We start from the raw sequence: 17,503 nt of genomic DNA, 5'->3' as shown, positions 1-17,503 counted from the left end.
GTATGACCATTTCCGCTCAAGTCATCGACACCATCGTCGAGTGGATCGACGACAACCTGCACCAGCCATTACGTATCGAAGAGATCGCCCGCCACGCGGGTTACTCGAAATGGCATCTGCAGCGTTTGTTTATGCAGTATAAGGGCGAAAGTCTCGGGCGTTACATTCGCGAACGCAAGCTGCTGCTGGCAGCGCGTGACCTGCGTGAATCGGACGAGCGTGTCTACGATATCTGTTTGCGCTACGGCTTTGATTCGCAGCAGACGTTTACGCGTATCTTTACCCGTACCTTCAACCAGCCGCCTGGCGCGTACCGCAAAGAGAACCACAGCCGGACACACTGAACGTGTCGTTATGCAGAAATCCGACCGGGTAAGGCGCAGCCGCACCCGGTTTTTTTACTTACGATGCCAGTGAAAACCAGCGACGCCAGACGAAACGCAGGATGAAGAATTCGAGGGCGCCAAGCAGTAAAAACCACACGCAGAACAAAATGGTGTACAGCTGGTTAAGATCGACCATGTGGAAGATCGTCATCAGCTTTTTCGCCAGCACCAGCCCAAGCGACGGCGCAGGTAACAGCAGGCAGGAGAGCAGGGCCATCAACAAAATGCCCCCCGCTGTGAGCAGCGATTCTAACGGGTGTTTCATCTTAATGTTAATCGTCAGTTAAAAATGTCATTGTCCGGCATCGCGGAACGTAAAGCAATATAAACCCGGCAGACGTTTTTTGTTAAATCGAATGCACTTTTCTGCGAATAAATAACTGAAAGAGAATAATCTCTCAGAAGCGATTAAATTATTATCGCGTTATGTAAATAAATGTCCTTGTCATGCAAATAATTTTACAAACATATAAGTGCTATATCCAATTAACGTGGCAATAACAATGGCTGCGACAATGTATAACGCCAGGCGGCGTGCGCGATAAATACCAAACATGGTTCCTCCTCGTTTAGCGTTGGTTTAGAAATATTTTGTAAAAATCATCGTATTCGAATAATATTTATTAGTTTTGAATATCCCGGCAGTAATTATATTGCGGTAGATCAATTTTACCCGCAAGCCTTAAAAATGAATTTATTAAAGCCAGAAAGGAATTCAGGCTTCCGTCCACCGTATATTGAAGGAAAAATACGATGACCAAAAAAAATCTCTCTCAGAACATGCCACCTGCTGGTGGGCAGGCGTATCAGCAGACCGTTGAGCAAGTGCTTGCTAACAAGCAGAGCCAGGCAAATGGCCTCGACCGTGCTGAAGCGCAGGCACGTCTGCATCAGTATGGCCCTAACGCGTTGCCGGAGAAAAAAGGCAAACCCGCCTGGCTACGTTTTCTCGCCCATTTTAATGATGTACTGATTTACGTTCTGCTTGCCGCGGCGGTATTAACCGCGGTTATGGGCCACTGGGTCGATACGCTGGTTATCCTCGGTGTGGCGGTAATCAACGCGTTAATTGGCCATATTCAGGAAAGCAATGCGGAAAAATCCCTGAAGAGTATTCGCAATATGCTCTCCAGCGAAGCGCGCGTCATTCGCAATGGCAATCATGAAACGCTACCGACAACTGAAATAGTCCCGGGCGATATTATTGTATTACGCGCGGGGGATCGTATTCCGGCGGATATGCGTTTAATCGAAGCGCATAATTTACGCGTGGAAGAGGCTATTCTGACCGGCGAATCTACCGTGGTGGATAAACACATTAATCCGCTGACCGGTGAATTACCGCTGGGCGACCGCACTAACCTGGTCTTTTCCGGTACGACCGTGAGTGCAGGGGGCGGCATTGGCGTGGTCATTGCCACCGGGCAAGAGACTGAACTTGGCCACATTAACCAGATGATGGCGGGTATTGAAAAGCATCGTACGCCGCTGCTGGTGCAGATGGACAAGCTGGGGAAGGCGATCTTCGCCATTATTCTGGCGATGATGGCGGCACTGTTTGTCTTCAGCCTGGTGTTCCGCGAAATCCCCATGGGCGAGCTGCTGCTCTCTCTGATTAGCCTGGCGGTCGCGTCCGTGCCGGAAGGTCTGCCAGCCATTATTTCTATCATCCTTTCTCTTGGCGTGCAGGCGATGGCACGCAAGCGGGCGATTATCCGCAAGCTGCCAACGGTTGAAACCCTGGGGGCGATGACCGTGGTCTGCTCGGATAAAACCGGCACCCTGACCATGAACGAGATGACGGTGAAAGCCATCATTACTGCCGACAGTTGCTACCGCGTGGACGGTAACAGCTACGAGCCGGCGGGGAACATTTACCTGGAAGGCAGCGACGAGCCGATGCAGATCCAGCCGGGCACCGTGCTGGAGCAGTACCTGCGCACTGTCGATCTCTGTAATGACAGCCAGCTGATTCAGGACGAACGCGGTCTGTGGGGCATCACCGGTGGGCCGACCGAAGGGGCGCTGAAGGTGCTGGCGGCGAAGGCGCATCTTGAGCCGGTGATGACCACCCTGATTAACAAGATCCCGTTCGATTCGCAGTACAAGTACATGAGCACCCACTATCAGATTGGTCACGAGGAGCACATCCTGATTACCGGCGCGCCGGACGTGATTTTCGCGCTGTGTAAACAGCAGCAGGCCCGTAACGGCGCTGAAGCGTTCGACCGCGCTTACTGGGAAACCGAGATGGAGCGCTATGCACGTCAGGGGCTGCGTATGGTTGCCGCGGCGTTCAAACCGGCGAACGGTGAGCAGGCGCTGACGCATGACGATCTGAATCACGGGCTGATCTTCCTCGGTATTGCCGCAATGATGGATCCACCGCGTCCTGAAGCGATTGATGCGATTCATGCCTGCCAGCAGGCCGGGATCCGCGTGAAGATGATCACCGGGGATCACCCGCAGACGGCAATGAGCATCGGTCAGATGCTCGGGATCACCAACAGCGAGCAGGCGGTGACGGGCTACCAGTTGGAGAAAATGGACGACGCTGAGCTTGCAGACGCCGCGGTGAAATATGACATTTTCGCCCGTACCAGCCCGGAGCATAAGCTGCGCCTGGTGAAAGCCCTGCAGGACAAGGGTGAGATCGTGGGCATGACCGGCGACGGTGTGAATGACGCTCCGGCGTTGCGCCAGGCGGACGTGGGCATCGCAATGGGCATCAAAGGCACCGAAGTGACCAAAGAGGCGGCGGATATGGTCCTGACCGACGATAACTTCGCGACCATCGCCAGCGCGGTAAAAGAGGGGCGTCGCGTTTACGACAACCTGAAGAAAACCATTCTGTTCATTATGCCGACCAACCTGGCGCAGGGGTTGCTGATTGTTATTGCGCTGTTGGCAGGGAACATTATCCCGCTGACGCCGGTACTGATTTTGTGGATGAACATGGCAACCTCCGCCACGCTCTCCTTTGGCCTGGCCTTTGAAGCCGCCGAGCGCAACATCATGAAGCGTCCGCCGCGTCAGACCGGACAGCACGTGATGGATGCGTACGCCGTATGGCGCGTGGTTTTCGTCGGGACCATGATTGCCATCGCCGCCTTTGCGCTGGAAGCCTGGCTGGCACCGCGCGGCCACAGCGCGGAGTTCATCCGTACCGTGCTGCTGCAGATGCTGGTCTGCGCCCAGTGGGTATACATGATTAACTGCCGCAACACTGAAGGGTTCTCCCTGAACCGTGGCCTGCTGGCGAACAAAGGGATTTGGCTGGTCACAGGCGTGTTGTTCCTGCTCCAGGCGGCAATCATCTACCTGCCGTTTATGCAGATGCTTTTCGGCACGGAAGCGCTGCCTCTGCGCTACTGGTTCGTCACGCTGGCGGTAGCCGCGGTGATGTTCTTCGTTGTTGAAATCGAGAAGCGACTGACCCGCAGGTTCCGTAAGGCTGCATAACCTTTTGCCCTCACCTTAACCCTCTCCCGCCGGGAGAGGGGATGCTGACCTCCCTTTCATTGGGCAGAGGGCCGGGGTGAGGGAAACACATCAGAGGTACATCCCCATGAAATTCCCGCTCCTGTTCGTCCTCCTCGCCCTCTTTCAACCCGCGTTTGCTGCTGCCATTCCGGTTCGCGTGGCGGTTGTGGAGCAAACGACCCACGCAGCTGAACGGCACGTGCCTGGCCGCATTGAAGCCATTCATACCGTCGAGATAAGAGCGCGCACGGAAGGCGTGATTACCCAGGTTCATTTCCGTGACGGACAATACGTGAAAAAAGGTGACGTGCTGTTTGAGCTGGACGATGCCGAGCCACGCGCCGCCGTGCGTCTGGCACAGGCTGAGGTAAAGAGCGCGGAAGCCACGCTGCGTCAGGCGCAGCAGCAGCTTTCACGCTTTGAAAGCCTGGGCAACAGCAATGCCATCAGCCGTCACGACGTGGATAACGCGCGCATGCAGCGCGATGTCGCCAGCGCTGCGCTGGAGCAGGCGAAAGCTCGCCTCGAAACCCGTAACGTGACGCTGGCGTACACGCGCATCACATCGCCGATTGATGGCCGCGTGGGGCACAGCCAGTTCCATGCCGGCAGCCTGGTGAACCCGTCAAGCGGCGTGCTGGTGGATGTCGTGCAGCTTGATCCGATCCGTATCGCCTTTGCGCTGGAAGAGGGGGCGTTTGCCACCAAAGCCGGACAACATGCGGATATCAGCGCCCTGAAGCGCGCCTGGCAGGCGCGGATTGACAGCAATGGTCAGCGCCTGAGCGGTGAACTGACCTCCGTGGACAATCGTATCGACCCGCGTACCGCCAGCGTGATGCTGCGCGCTGAATTTGCCAACCCGCGCCATCAGCTGCTGCCGGGCGGCAATGTGAATGTCTACCTGCGTCCGGCAAGCGCGCAGCCGGTGCTGACAGTGCCCGCTGCGGCGGTACAGCAAAACGGCGAGGGATTCTTTGCCTGGGTGGTTAACGCAGAAGGCAAAGCCGAAAAACGCCCGCTGAAGATTGCCGGACAGATTGGCCAGCAGTTTGAGATTTCATCCGGCTTACATCCCGGTGAGCGAGCGATCACCGACGGTGCCCAGCGCGTACAGCCTGGCGCAGCCGTCCAGATACTGAATTAAGGAGCCATCATGCTGACGTTTTTCATCAAACGCCCGCGCTTCGCGATGGTGATTGCGCTGGTGATAACCCTGCTGGGTGCCATCGCGCTGAAGATTATCCCGGTGGAGCAGTACCCGCAGATCACCCCACCGGTGGTGAATGTCTCCGCCAGCTGGCCCGGTGCCAGTTCGGCTGACGTGGCGGAAGCCATTGCCACGCCGCTGGAGACTCAGCTTAACGGCGTGGATCACATGCTCTATATGGAATCCACCAGTTCGGATGAAGGTGCCTACAGCCTGAACATCACATTTGCGGCAGGGACCGATCCGGATCTGGCCGCCATCGACGTGCAAAACCGCGTGGCGCAGGCTGTGGCGCAATTGCCCACCGAGGCGCAGCAAAACGGCGTGCAGGTGCGTAAACGCGCCACCAATCTGATGATGGGGGTAAGCCTTTACTCACCGGACAATAGCCACACGCCGCTTTTCGTCAGTAACTACGCCAGCACGCAGGTGCGTGAAGCGCTGGCGCGTTTGCCGGGCGTCGGGCAGGTGCAGATGTTTGGCGCGCGCGACTACAGCATGCGTATCTGGCTGCGTCCGGATCGCATGAACGCCCTGAACGTGACCACCGATGACGTGGCTCAGGCGTTACGCGAGCAGAACGTCCAGGGGGCGGCAGGCCAGGTCGGAACGCCGCCGGTGTTTAACGGCCAGCAGCAAACCCTGACGATTAACGGCCTGGGGCGTTTAAATCAGGCTGAGGACTTTGCAGACATCATTATCCGTGCGGGGGAGATGGGCCAGCTGGTGCGCCTGAAAGATGTCGCCACGATTGAACTGGGGTCGCGCAGCTACAGCTCCGGCGCCCAGCTGAACGGGCATGACTCGGCCTATCTTGGCATCTACCCTACGCCGTCCGCCAACGCCCTGCGCGTAGCCGATGCGGTTCGCGCGGAGCTGGCGCGACTTTCTGCACGCTTCCCGGACGATCTGACCTATGAAGTAAAATTCGATACCACCACCTTTGTCGCCGCGACCATCAAGGAGATTGGTGTCTCGCTGGCGCTGACCCTGCTCGCCGTCGTGGTGGTGGTTTCCTTATTTCTGCAGAGCTGGCGTGCGACGCTGATTGTGGCGCTCGCTATTCCAGTGTCGCTGGTCGGCACCTTTGCGGTGCTCTATACCCTCGGTTATTCGGCCAACACGCTCAGCCTGTTCGCCATTATTCTGGCACTCACCATGGTGGTGGATGACGCCATTGTGGTGGTGGAGAGCGTTGAAACGCTAATGGCGGAAGGGCAAAGCCGCACGGCGGCTACCGCACAGGCGCTGCGCCAGATTGCCGGGCCGGTGATTGCCACCACCCTGGTGCTGCTGGCGGTGTTTGTGCCAGTGGCGCTGCTGCCGGGGATCGTGGGGGAGTTGTATCGCCAGTTCGCGGTCACGCTCTCCACCGCCGTCACGCTCTCAAGCCTGGTGGCGCTGACCCTGACGCCAGCGCTCTGTGCGCTGTTGCTGCGCCCGCGCCCGAAGAAGCCAGCCGCGGTTTACCGCGTTTTCAACCGCGGACTGGATACCACGCGCACCGTTTATACCCGCATCGTTAACTGCATTAACCTTCGTCCGTGGCTGGTGCTGCTGGCAACGGCCGGCGCGGCGGGCGTGGTGGTGTTCAGCTTTATGTCGATGCCAAAGGGCTTCCTGCCGCAGGAAGATCAGGGCTACTTCTTCGCCAGCGTGCAGTTGCCGGAAGCGGCGTCGCTGGAGCGTACCGAAGCGGTGATGACCACCGCGCGGGAGCTTATCGCCAGACACCCTGCGGTCGAGGATGTGATTCAGGTCTCCGGTTTTAACATTCTCAACGGTACCAGCGCGTCTAACGGCGGGTTTATCTCCATCATGCTGAAGACATGGGGGGAGCGTCCGCCGCTTGATGAGGTGATGGGAACGCTGCAGCGTCAGCTGCTGGCGCTGCCGGAAGCGACCATCATGACCTTCGCCCCGCCGACGTTGCCGGGGTTGGGTAACGCCTCCGGCTTCGACCTGCGTATTCAGGCCCAGGCGGGGCAAAGCCCGGCGGAGCTGGAACGCGTTACCCGCAACGTTCTGATAAAAGCTAACCAGCATCCGCAGCTTAACCGGGTGTTTACCACCTGGAGCAGCAACGTGCCGCAGCTGACGCTGACCGTTGATCGCGAGCGCGCTGCCCGCCTCGACGTGCCGGTCTCGCGCATCTTCAGCAGCCTGCAAACCGCCTTTGGCGGCACGCGTGCCGGGGATTTTAGCGTTAACAACCGCGTCTACCACGTGGTGGTACAGAACGAAATGCAGTGGCGCGAGCGTGCCGGGCAAATCAGCGAATTGTTCGTGCGCAGCAATAACGGTGAGCGGGTGCGTCTGAGTAATCTTGTCACGATTACCCCGACCGTTGGTGCACCGTTCCTGCAGCAGTACAACCAGTTCCCGTCGGTGTCAGTGAGCGGGTCGGCGGCAGACGGCGTGAGCAGCAGCACGGCGATGGCCGTGATGAGCGAGCTTCTGGCGGAAAACCTGCCTGCCGGGTACGACTATGCCTGGAGCGGGATGTCTTATCAGGAGCAGCAGACCGGAAATCAGGCCATCTGGATTGTCCTGGCCGCGGTGGTTATGGCGTGGCTGTTCCTTGTTGCGCAGTATGAGAGCTGGACGCTGCCTGCGAGCGTGATGCTCTCAGTCCTGTTCGCCATCGGGGGCGCGCTGGTGTGGCTGTGGATCGCGGGATACGCCAACGATGTGTATGTGCAGATTGGCCTGGTGCTGTTAATCGCGCTGGCGGCCAAGAACGCGATCCTGATCGTCGAGTTTGCCCGCGCACGGCGCCATGAGGGGATGGCGATTGTCGATGCGGCCCGTGAAGGCGCCTCACGCCGCTTCCGGGCGGTGATGATGACGGCGGTGTCATTTATTATCGGTGTGCTACCGATGATGCTGGCGTCCGGGGCAGGGGCGCAGAGCCGCCGCATCATTGGCACCACGGTGTTCAGCGGGATGCTGGTGGCCACCGTGGTCGGCATTCTGTTTATCCCGGCGCTGTTTGTGCTGTTCCAGCGCCTGCGTGAGTGGGGGCATCGCCTTACGGACTCGTCGCCCACAGCTCGCAATGTTTCTGAACCAGAGAAATAAGCGAACCGCCGTCTGCGATAAAATCGCGCATGCGCTGCGCCTCGCTCTTGCCCTGTTTTAACATCAGGGCTATTTCCTTAATCGCGCTCGTCGCGCCGAGCTTCTCGGCCGACGGCGCAACCTGCTCCAGCAGCCACGCAATATCTTCCGCCACGGTTTTGTGCTCGCCAGTCTGCACGTCCGTCAGAATGCCCTCTAACCCGTAACGACACGCCTGAAAACGGTTAAAGCGGTAAAGCAGAAAATCCTTTTCCTGATGCTTATAGGGCCGCGAGGTCAGCAGCCAGTGAGACGTCGCCTGAATCAACCCGGCGATGTTGATCGCGTGGCCGAGCGTCAGCGGTGTATCCATCACCCGCACCTCGACCGTGCCAAAATGCGGGCTGGGGCGAATATCCCAGTGCAAATCTTTAATGCTGTCGATCATGCTGGTGGCGCTCAGACGACGAAACAGCCCTTCGAACTCCTGCCAGTTGTTCACCCACGGCATCTGTCCATTATCCGGAAATCCCGAGAAGATATTGAGTCGCGACGAGGCGAACTTTGTGTCCGTACCCTGCATATAGGGTGAGGACGCCGCCAGAGCAATAAAGTGGGGGACAAAGCGCGACAAACCATGCAGCAGATAAATAGCGTCGTCGCCGGTCCGACACCCGACATGCACGTGCTGGCCGAATACCGTCGCCTGCAAAATCAGATAGCCAAACCGTTCGAGCGTGACGTTATAGCGCTCGTCATCACACACCTCCTGACGCTGCCACTTCTGAAAAGGGTGCGTCCCACCGCCGCAGATCTGAATATGCTGCTCCGCAGCGGCGCGCAGAATACTTTGCTGCATCACCGAGATTTGTGCTGCGGCCTGATCAATGTTCTGACACACGCCGGTGGCGATTTCGAGCATGCTCTCGGTGATATCGTGCTTCACTTCCCCACCTTTGATGTCGTCTTTGACGGCAGCGATAAGGGCGGAGGAGTCCTGGCTCAGATCGTACCCCGGCGGGTTAACCACCTGCAGTTCAAGTTCAATACCAAGGGTATAAGGTTCAGAGGAATGGAAATCGGGTAATGGCATGGTGCACTCCGTTGTCGTAGATGAAATGAGTATAGACAACGGGTATGGCTCCCACTTCAGGCGGTGGTATAAAGGGACGTGTGGCGGCTATGCTGAACGCCACGGCACACTGATTAGGGCTTTAGCGACCAGGGGAGTTAACAATGTCTGACTATCCAACCATTGCGCTGATTGGACCCGGTGCAATCGGAACCACTATCGCTGCGGTGCTGCATGAGGCTGGCCGCACGCCGCAACTGTGCGGACGTACCGCACATCCGCAATTACGTTTGCGGCACGATGAGGGTGAAATCGTGGTACCCGGGCCGGTATTAACCGATCCGACGGTCATCGATCGTCCGTACGATCTGGTTTTTATCGCAGTGAAAACGACCCAGAACGCCGACAGCGCGGGATGGCTGAACGCGCTGTGCGATGAAAACACGGTGGTTTGCGCGCTGCAAAACGGCGTCGAGCAAAAGGCGCAACTGGCACCGTGGGTCAATGGCGCGACGGTACTGCCGTCGGTGGTCTGGTTCCCGGCGCAGCGTGAGCCGGATGCGTCCGTCTGGCTGCGGGCCAGTCCGCGGTTGACGCTGCCGGATGTGCCGCAGGCAAAACGGGTGGCTGATGCGCTGAACGGCACGCGCTGCACGGTAGACTTGTCGGCAGATTTTCTTACCGTCGCATGGCGCAAGCTGCTGCAAAATGCGGTTGCAGGCCTGATGGTGCTTGCGAATCGTCGTGCGGGGATGTTCTCCCGTGAGGATATCAGCGAGCTGGCGCTGGCGTATCTGCGCGAGGGGCTTGCCGTGGCCCGAGCAGAAGGGGCGGTGCTGCATGATGACGTTGCGCAGGAGATCCTGGCGAATTTCCAGCGCGCACCTGCCGATTTGGGCACGTCTATCCTCGCCGATCGTCAGGCCAACCGTCCCATGGAGTGGGATATCCGCAACGGCGTGATCCAGCGCTATGGTCGTGCTCACGGTATTCCCGTTCCGATTAGCGATGTGCTGGTTCCCCTGCTTGCTGCAGGCAGCGAAGGGCCGGGTTAACGGCCGCTGATTTTTCGTTCGGCAAAATAGTGCGCGGGCGTGGTGCCCATGGCTTTCCTGAACATGGTGATAAACGCATTCACGGATTCATACCCAAGCGTTGTCGCCACGTTCTGGACCGGGACACCGCTTGCCAGCTCCTGCAGGGCAATAATCAACTGCAGCTGCTGACGCCAGCGGCCAAAGCTCAGCCCGGTCTCGCGTGCCATCAAACGCGCAAAGGAGCGCTCGCTCAGCGCCAGCCGTTTCGCCCACGCTTTCAGGGTGCTTCTGTCGTCAGGATGGCTGACCAGCGCGTCGGCCATGGCGCGTATTTTGGGATGGGCTGAAACGGGCAGGCTCAGCTTCTGCTGCGGCATGCTGGCGAGCTCATCAAGCGTCACTCTGGTCAGCCGCGCGGCATGGCTCTCTGGCGGATAATCAACGCGTTCATGCGTCAAACGGTCAACCAGCGCTTTGATTAACGGGGAAATGGCCAGCGTGCAGCATTTCTCCGGCAGCGCGGCGGCACCGGGTTCAATAAACAGATAGTTGAGATGAGCATTCCAGGTCGCTTTGGCGCTGTGTGCTATCCCGCCAGGGATCCAGACGGCACAGTCTGGCGGCACGATCCAGATATCATTTTCCGCATGACAAATCACCGCGCCATACAAAGCAATAATCAGCTGCCCCTTACGGTGGGTGTGCACCGGCACTTCCGCGGCGTACTCCACGAAATCCAGATGTCGGGCTACGGCCGGGCATGCGGTGGCGTCAGGGTCGAAGAGCGTATTGGCAAGTTGAGGTTTCACGTTTCTGGCAACATTTAGGTATTTTTTGACAGAATAGAGTATTTAAGCGGGTTCGCAAGCCAGTAATAATTCTGGCATGAACACATTAAACGCTTTTCATTTTTATTCGTGGCGCGCCATGCGTGAGCGCTTATCTCCCGTGCTGCGTAACGATGCCAGTGCGTTGCTCTATTCCACGAGAAGTTTTGCAGCGGCGACGCTCGCTTACTCCATTGCGCTGTCGATAGGCCTCGAACGTCCATCGTGGGCCATTATTACCGTCTATATCGTTTCGCAGACCTCGGTGGGGGCCTCGCTGAGCAGAAGTCTCTATCGTCTGGCCGGCACCGTTGTGGGGGCCTGTGCCACCGTTGCGATCGTGCCTGCCTTCATCAATATGCCGATCCTCTGCAGCGTGATGCTGTCGGGCTGGATCACGTTCTGCCTCTATTTATCTCTGCTGGAGCGCACCCCGCGGGCGTATGCCTTTGTGCTGGCCGGGTACACTGCGAGCCTGATTGGTTTTCCTGCGGTATCCGACCCCGGCGGGATTTTTAATATCGCCATTATCCGTGTGCAGGAGATTGTCATTGGGATCTTCTGCGCGGCGCTGATACATCGCTATGTGTTACCCGCGCGTATCTCCGGCCTGTTCAACAGTAAGTTATCGCAAACCCTGCACGCCGCGCGTGAGCGGGTGGCTGACACCCTCGCAGGCAAACCCGCCGCGGTTTCAGACCCGCTGCATCTGGCGCTGGCGCTGCAGTTTCTGCAGGGTATAAGCCACCATATTCCGTATGATTTTGCCCTGTCTGCTCCGGTGCGGCAGGGCAGAAAGGCTATCCATGACCGACTGGCGCGGCTGGTCATCGTCAACTGTGAATTACGCGATCGCTTACCGGCGACGGTGCCTGCCGGGTTGCAGGTATTGCTCGACGACGTTCAAGCCTGGCTGGGGGATAAAAATGCTGCACGCCACAACACGGCAGATGCGTTAATGGCACGCAGTGAACAGCTCGCAGAGCGCTACGCTGCACAGGCCCGGACGATGGACGACGCGCTGCAGGCCAGTTTTGTCCGTTATCTGACGCAGGCCATTGCGCTGTTGCAGCAGTGCGAACGTCTTTCTGATGCCATCCACCATGCGAAGCCCGCCCACGGACTGACGGCGGGCAGGGCAGTTAAAGGGTATGTTTTTCATCGCGATCCTCTTACTGCCGCCCGCACCGCGCTGGGCGCGTTCGCCATCATCCTGAGCGGCTGCCTGGTCTGGATCTTCTCCGCCTGGCCCGATGGCAGCACGGCGGTCTCTATCCTTGGGGTCTGCTGCACGCTGTTTGGCAGTTTCGACACCCCGGCTCCGCACATAGTGAAATACATTATTGGCTCGTTCTGGGGCGTATTGATTAGCCTGCTGTACAGCTTTGCGCTGCTTCCGCAGGTGAGCGATTTCCCCGTGCTGGTGGCCGTGCTGGCGCCGGTATATCTGCTGGCCGGGTCGCTTCAGGCACGTCCTCCCACCACGTTTATGGCGATGGGGATCACCCTGACGCTGCCGGTATTGTGCGAGCTGGGTGCCCACTACAGCGGAGACTTTGCCTCGGCGGCCAATACCGCCATTGCGCTGTTTGCCGCAACCGGCTTTGCTGTTATCAGCATGAGCCTGCTGCAAACCGTGCAGGCCGACGCGGCCATCGCGCGTCTGCACACGCTGTGCCAGCGCGATATTCGTCGCAGCGTGAAGGGCAAGCTTCTGCTGGATGAGACGCACTGGACCAATCTGATGATTGACCGCGCTGCCCTGTTACTGCCGCGCCTGCAGCGCAGCGGACGTGCCTCAGAGCAGGTGCTTAACCCGCTGCTGCGCGCGCTGCGCATCGGCCTTTCGGTGATGCATTTACGCCGCTGCGGTATGCCCGCGAGCAGAGAGATTAGCGCGCGCCTGTATCACCTGAACGACACCGACGCCTTGCGTGAACACATCGCCGACCACATCCGCCTCTGTTTGCCTGCCGCAGATGCACAAACGCGCCAGTTTGTCGGCCATCTGGTGGATTTACATTGCGCATTACGGAGGGCAGACGATGGTCAATGATCTGAATATCGGGGGCGTTTTTATCCCGGGACTGCTTGTCACCGCGCTCGCGGCGCTGGCCTGCACGCTGGCACTCATCGCGTTTTTATCGCTCAGCAGGCTCTACCGTCGTTTGCCTTTTCGCCCGCTGCTGGACGTTTCAACTTATCTGGTCACCTTTTTCCTGCTGATGCAGGGCCTGACCGCGCTGGGGTTATTTAGATGAAATCACTACTTTCTCTGGTCAGTCGCTATGCGCTGACGTTATGTGCCGTCGCGGCGGCCACGCTTCTGGCTTTTATGATGTGGAAACATTATGCGCAAACGCCCTGGACCCGCGACGGCCGGGTGCGGGCGGATGTGGTACAGATTGCGCCGGACGTATCCGGGCCGGTAATCCGCGTGGCCGTCCGGGATAACCAGTGGGTTAACCGGGGCGATGTGCTCTACGCTATCGACCCGCACTGGCTCACGCTGGCGGTGGCCAGCGCGCAGGCTGAGGTGGAATCCAGACGGCATGAGATGGTGATGCGACAGGATGCCGCCAGACGACGCGCGCAGATTAAAGCCGCGATATCCAGCGAGGATTTGCAGCAAACGGGCAGCGCCGCGAACGTCGCGGTGGCGAATTATCACGGTGCGCTGGCCGCGCTGGAGCTGGCCGAGCTTAATTTGTCCCACGCCACCGTACGGGCTCCCGTCTCGGGTTATATCACCCATCTGCGGCTTCGTCCGGGGGACTATGCCACCGCGGGGGAGACTAAGGTCGCCATCGTCGATGCGCACAGTTTCTGGGTGGTGGGGTATTTCGAGGAGACCAAACTTCGCCATATTCGCGTTGGGGACACGGCGCATATCGTGTTGATGGGTTATGAACCGGTGATTGCCGGACATGTCGAGAGCATCGGCCATGGGATCGGTGATAACAACGATGAGACGGGCGGGCTTGGGCTTCCCGACGTCGAGCCGACGTTTAGCTGGGTGCGGCTGGCGCAACGCGTCCCGGTGCGCATACATATTGATGCATTGCCGAAGGGGATTGAGCTGGTAGCCGGGTTGTCGGCGAGCGTGGAGGTGGTGCCGGAATGAGGGGCGTCAGCGTACCGAAGGGAAATTCGATCGTGAGCGCTCTTGAGCAAAAAAAACCTTACCGCCCGGCAGAGAGGCGGTAAGGACAGGCAAAGTGGCATAAAAGAGAGGAAAAATACCTGAAATGAGGGTGATGAAACTGTCTGTCAACGTGCCTTACAGGACGTAGCGCACGCCGAATACAAATTCATTGTTCACCAGGCGTCCACGCAGGTTTTCATCCTGCAGACTGCGGGCGTTGACAAAGGTGTTACGGCCGCTTTCGATATTGCCCATATCGACATAACGATAAGTGGCGTACAGGGTCAGATCGTCGATAACTTCATAAGACGCACCAGCACCCACGGAGTAGGTAAAGTTGGTTTGCGTGTTGCCAGCAAACTCGCGGGTGTCATTACCCTGCCAGCCACCCACTTTCACTTTCGCCACACCGGCACCCGCCGTTGCATACAGGGCGAATTTATCGGAGATCATAAAGTCACGATAAACGTTGAGCATTGCACGTTCAGAATCAACTTTCATGTGGTTGAAACTGGTTGCAAACGTGGAAGAGCCGCTGGTGAATTCTGTTTTTTCTTTAAACACATATTCCGCTTCGGTACGCCAGTTATTGCCGAACTGATAGCCAGCGGCCACGGAACCGTTCAGCTTGTGCTCTTTTTCGTCCCCGGCCACAAATGAACCGATCCCCGGGCGTTCGCTCAGGTTCATGCTCTTGGCCTTCTGATGGGTGTCAATCAGGTTCAGGGCACCGTAATAGCCTTCTTTAACGTTTTCGGCAGCCAGTACCGGGCCGGAAGCGCACAGTGAAATCACAGAGGCGAATAAAACACGTGGCGTTACTTTCATAATAAGTTCCTTTTTTATCTTTCCGATAAATGACAGATGGCTTTACTTATTTCAGCTTTTTAATAGCGTCGAGTGCACAGGCTTCATCAATATCACCGCTCGGCGCGCCGCCAATACCAATGGCACCGATGGTGGCGTTATTTTCTTTAACCGGTACGCCGCCAGCCAGTAATAAGAAACCAGGGATATCGCCGAGGTTTTTCGCCGCCGGATACTTATTTGAGTTTTCCAGAAGCTGGCTGGTCGCCGCTCCGCTGGACGCAGAGGTAAACGCTTTCTGATAGCTTGCTGTCAGGGTGTGTGGCCCGGCGTTATCCATACGCTGTACCGCACGGGTGAGGCCTGCAGCATCGACAACCGTCACGCTGACGTTATAGCCTTTAGCGCTGCACGATTTAACGGCTTCGCTGGCGAGTACAGATGCCTGTTCCAGAGACAGGGTGGACTGCGTCAATGATTTAGCGTGCGCAGTCATGGTTAATGCTGTGAGCACAGGCAGAATAAGAAATGTTTTTTTCACAAGGAATACCTTTTAATTAATGAGGCGTAAATAATAAAAATAAAACGCCCGTGAGGTTGATCAGCAAGAGCATCAGAATAAGAAAACGCAGTTCTGTTGTAGTGGTCTCAAATAAATTATTTAACATGGCAACCTTCTTTATTTCAAAAACGTTGCCATGGTGACAACGGGGTCACTATATAAATTCCAGGTCAGTGAGATACATGAGGGCAGGATGATAGGCGTGTAAGGGAAGGACTATAGGCGTGTAGTCCTTGTCGGTGAAAAACAGGACAGGCCAGGCGCAGGCGCCCGCTCGACAGCGTGTGAGGAAAAGTAAACCTGAGGTTAGCGTGGTGTGGTGAAGGCTGTAATCGCCTGATTCAGCGCCGCGACGTCCCTGAGCAGGGCCTGGAGGCGGGGCACAATGTCAGACTCGACGGGCAACGTTGTCCCTTCGCATGCCTTTTCAAGACTGCGACACTGCTGCGCTATCGCAGTTGCGCCAATGATATCGGCGGCACCGGCCAGGCGATGTATATGATACGCCAGCGCTGCCCAGTCGCCCTGACGGGCCAGCGTGAGACAGGGTTGCATGTCGCGTTGGTTTTCATCCCGCGTGGCATTCAGCAGGGGGAACAATAAGGTATTGTCATCGCCGGTTAACGACCGAAGATTGTCCTCATGGATAAACTGGCCGAGGCCTTCCGGGTCAGCAAGTTTTGTGGTCGCCTCTTTTGGGGATACCCGCTGTAGACCCGCCTCCAGTTGCTTCAGATTGAGCGGTTTGAAAAGGCAGTCGTCCATACCTGCGGCAATACAGCGGCTACGCTCTTCGGGCTGAGCATTCGCGGTGAGACCAAGGATAATTAACGGTTTTTGCTGCCGTTCCCGTAACAGCCGGGTGAGGGTTAGCCCGTCCATTACCGGCATATTACAATCGGTGATGACCATATCAACCTGCTGTTCGCTCCAGCGCACAAGGGCTTGTTCGCCGTTTTCTGCCTCGACAACCTCATACCCCAGGCGGATCAATTGCTGCCTGAGCAGGAGCCGGCTTGCCGGGTGATCGTCTACAGTCAGTATGCGTAGCGGGCGCGCCGCCGAAGGGGATTCCGTCACATTTTTCCCTTTAAGACCCGGTGTTGGCTCATTCTATTTTGTTGCGCAGGGCAAAATCATAAATGTCTTTCGGGCTTTTAAGATCGAGCTTTTTCATCAGGCGGCGTTTATAGGTGCTGACCGTTTTATCACTGATCATCATTTCCCCGGCGATATCGACGATCCGGCTTCCTTTTGCCAGAAAATGCAGAACCTGCAGTTCCTTGTCCGACAGACTGGCAATATTCCCTTTGTCATCCAGTGGAATATCCTCTGCGGCAATCTGGCGGGCGCGGTTAATCGGGAAAAAACCATAGCCACTTTTGATTGCACGGATAGCGTCATGAAGTTCCGTCAGATTATTGCGCTTGCTAATAAACCCATCGGCACCCGCACCGGCACAACGCTTAATATAATGATCGTCATCCTTACCCGTCAGAACCAGGATCCCGCCTTTAAAATCATTCGCACGGAGTCGCTGAACAACGTTAATCCCATTGATTGTAGGAATATCGATATCGACAATAACCAAATCCGGAAGTAACTGACGTGCCTGTTGTAATGCCTTAAGGCCATCATCAGTCTCGCCGATCACCGTCATCCCGTCTTTTTCCAGCAACATTCTCACCGCCAGACGGGCAACCGGGTGGTCATCAACGATTAATACGCTATTCATTTTATCATCCTGGTTCAAAGGGCTTTGCCTGATGAACACAGGCATGAATATTATGCATAACTATACCATATCTGCAACGATATTACCCGCCGGTCAATAAGCGGAAAATAGCGCTATTTCAATGACATGAAAATTAGAGTGGTGGGTTTTTCTGGCATATTTGCTCGGCAGGAACGACA

Annotated in this window: 15 protein-coding genes; 8 read left to right on the top strand and 7 right to left on the bottom strand. The window is 57.1% G+C overall.

All coding sequences use genetic code 11. The annotated features are described in order from the left end of the window. The first annotated feature begins 2 nt into the window (after positions 1-2). Positions 3-344: a RamA family antibiotic efflux transcriptional regulator gene (locus BJ887_RS18400; protein WP_020885132.1), complete on the top strand. Its 342-nt coding sequence runs from the start codon at positions 3-5 to the stop codon at positions 342-344. A 58-nt stretch (positions 345-402) separates the two neighbouring features. Here BJ887_RS18400 and BJ887_RS18395 read toward each other — a convergent pair whose 3' ends face one another. Next, positions 403-651, bottom strand: a complete 249-nt coding sequence (locus tag BJ887_RS18395) for a DUF1158 domain-containing protein (protein WP_025204775.1) — start codon at positions 649-651, stop codon at positions 403-405. 488 nt (positions 652-1,139) lie between these two features. Here BJ887_RS18395 and BJ887_RS18390 point away from each other — a divergent pair, with 488 nt between their 5' ends. The 3 genes from BJ887_RS18390 (at position 1,140) to BJ887_RS18380 (ending at position 8,160) form a co-directional block, all read left to right on the top strand. Further along, complete coding sequence (locus BJ887_RS18390) at positions 1,140-3,848, top strand: cation-transporting P-type ATPase (RefSeq protein ID WP_078774932.1); 2,709 nt, start codon at positions 1,140-1,142, stop codon at positions 3,846-3,848. A 106-nt stretch (positions 3,849-3,954) separates the two neighbouring features. Then, the gene (locus BJ887_RS18385) at positions 3,955-5,016 is read left to right on the top strand and encodes an efflux RND transporter periplasmic adaptor subunit (RefSeq protein WP_032681515.1); all 1,062 of its coding nucleotides are present in this window, start codon (positions 3,955-3,957) and stop codon (positions 5,014-5,016) included. A gap of 9 nt (positions 5,017-5,025) precedes the next feature. Continuing rightward, positions 5,026-8,160, top strand: a complete 3,135-nt coding sequence (locus tag BJ887_RS18380; RefSeq protein ID WP_104440480.1) for an efflux RND transporter permease subunit — start codon at positions 5,026-5,028, stop codon at positions 8,158-8,160. On the opposite strand, the gene BJ887_RS18375 is transcribed toward BJ887_RS18380, so the two are convergent. Beyond that, complete coding sequence (locus tag BJ887_RS18375; protein WP_059306698.1) at positions 8,111-9,232, bottom strand: YbdK family carboxylate-amine ligase; 1,122 nt, start codon at positions 9,230-9,232, stop codon at positions 8,111-8,113. The genes BJ887_RS18380 and BJ887_RS18375 overlap by 50 nt on opposite strands. 143 nt (positions 9,233-9,375) lie before the next feature. On the opposite strand from BJ887_RS18375, the gene BJ887_RS18370 reads away from it, so the two are divergent. Then, the gene (locus tag BJ887_RS18370; RefSeq protein WP_121340256.1) at positions 9,376-10,266 is read left to right on the top strand and encodes an oxidoreductase; all 891 of its coding nucleotides are present in this window, start codon (positions 9,376-9,378) and stop codon (positions 10,264-10,266) included. Here the strand turns inward: BJ887_RS18370 and BJ887_RS18365 are convergent. Continuing rightward, positions 10,263-11,057 carry a helix-turn-helix domain-containing protein gene (locus BJ887_RS18365; protein ID WP_121340255.1) on the bottom strand — a complete coding sequence of 265 codons (795 nt, stop codon included), beginning with the start codon at positions 11,055-11,057 and terminating at the stop codon, positions 10,263-10,265. The genes BJ887_RS18370 and BJ887_RS18365 overlap by 4 nt on opposite strands. Before the next feature lie 118 nt (positions 11,058-11,175). Between BJ887_RS18365 and BJ887_RS18360 the strand changes: the two genes are divergently transcribed. Genes BJ887_RS18360 through BJ887_RS18350 form a run of 3 tightly spaced genes read left to right on the top strand, consistent with a single transcriptional unit; the run spans position 11,176 to position 14,199 of the window. Then, positions 11,176-13,131 carry an FUSC family protein gene (locus BJ887_RS18360; RefSeq protein ID WP_121340254.1) on the top strand — a complete coding sequence of 652 codons (1,956 nt, stop codon included), beginning with the start codon at positions 11,176-11,178 and terminating at the stop codon, positions 13,129-13,131. Next, the gene (locus tag BJ887_RS18355; RefSeq protein ID WP_014168981.1) at positions 13,121-13,336 is read left to right on the top strand and encodes a DUF1656 domain-containing protein; all 216 of its coding nucleotides are present in this window, start codon (positions 13,121-13,123) and stop codon (positions 13,334-13,336) included. The genes BJ887_RS18360 and BJ887_RS18355 overlap by 11 nt, the downstream gene beginning before the upstream one ends. Then, positions 13,333-14,199, top strand: a complete 867-nt coding sequence (locus tag BJ887_RS18350) for an HlyD family secretion protein (RefSeq protein ID WP_121340253.1) — start codon at positions 13,333-13,335, stop codon at positions 14,197-14,199. The genes BJ887_RS18355 and BJ887_RS18350 overlap by 4 nt, the downstream gene beginning before the upstream one ends. 156 nt (positions 14,200-14,355) lie before the next feature. Here the strand turns inward: BJ887_RS18350 and BJ887_RS18345 are convergent, their stop codons facing one another. The 4 genes from BJ887_RS18345 to BJ887_RS18330 all read right to left on the bottom strand — a co-directional run bounded on the left by BJ887_RS18345 (position 14,356) and on the right by BJ887_RS18330 (position 17,324). Continuing rightward, entirely contained in the window at positions 14,356-15,048 is a 693-nt protein-coding gene (locus tag BJ887_RS18345; protein ID WP_121340252.1) for an outer membrane protein, read from the bottom strand. A gap of 46 nt (positions 15,049-15,094) precedes the next feature. Beyond that, positions 15,095-15,568 carry a heme-binding protein gene (locus tag BJ887_RS18340; RefSeq protein ID WP_020885120.1) on the bottom strand — a complete coding sequence of 158 codons (474 nt, stop codon included), beginning with the start codon at positions 15,566-15,568 and terminating at the stop codon, positions 15,095-15,097. A gap of 327 nt (positions 15,569-15,895) precedes the next feature. Next, positions 15,896-16,669 (bottom strand): response regulator, encoded by a 774-nt coding sequence (locus BJ887_RS18335; protein ID WP_121340251.1) that lies wholly within the window; start codon positions 16,667-16,669, stop codon positions 15,896-15,898. A gap of 28 nt (positions 16,670-16,697) precedes the next feature. Then, entirely contained in the window at positions 16,698-17,324 is a 627-nt protein-coding gene (locus BJ887_RS18330) for a response regulator (protein WP_020885118.1), read from the bottom strand. Between the last annotated feature and the right edge of the window lie 179 nt (positions 17,325-17,503).

Origin of the sequence: Enterobacter sp. WPR_3_1, from assembly GCF_003635055.1 — a bacterium.
Classification (GTDB): Bacteria; Pseudomonadota; Gammaproteobacteria; order Enterobacterales; family Enterobacteriaceae; genus Enterobacter; species Enterobacter ludwigii.
Note: the sequence above shows the minus strand (reverse complement) of the source record. Positions and strands in the feature narration are given on the sequence as shown.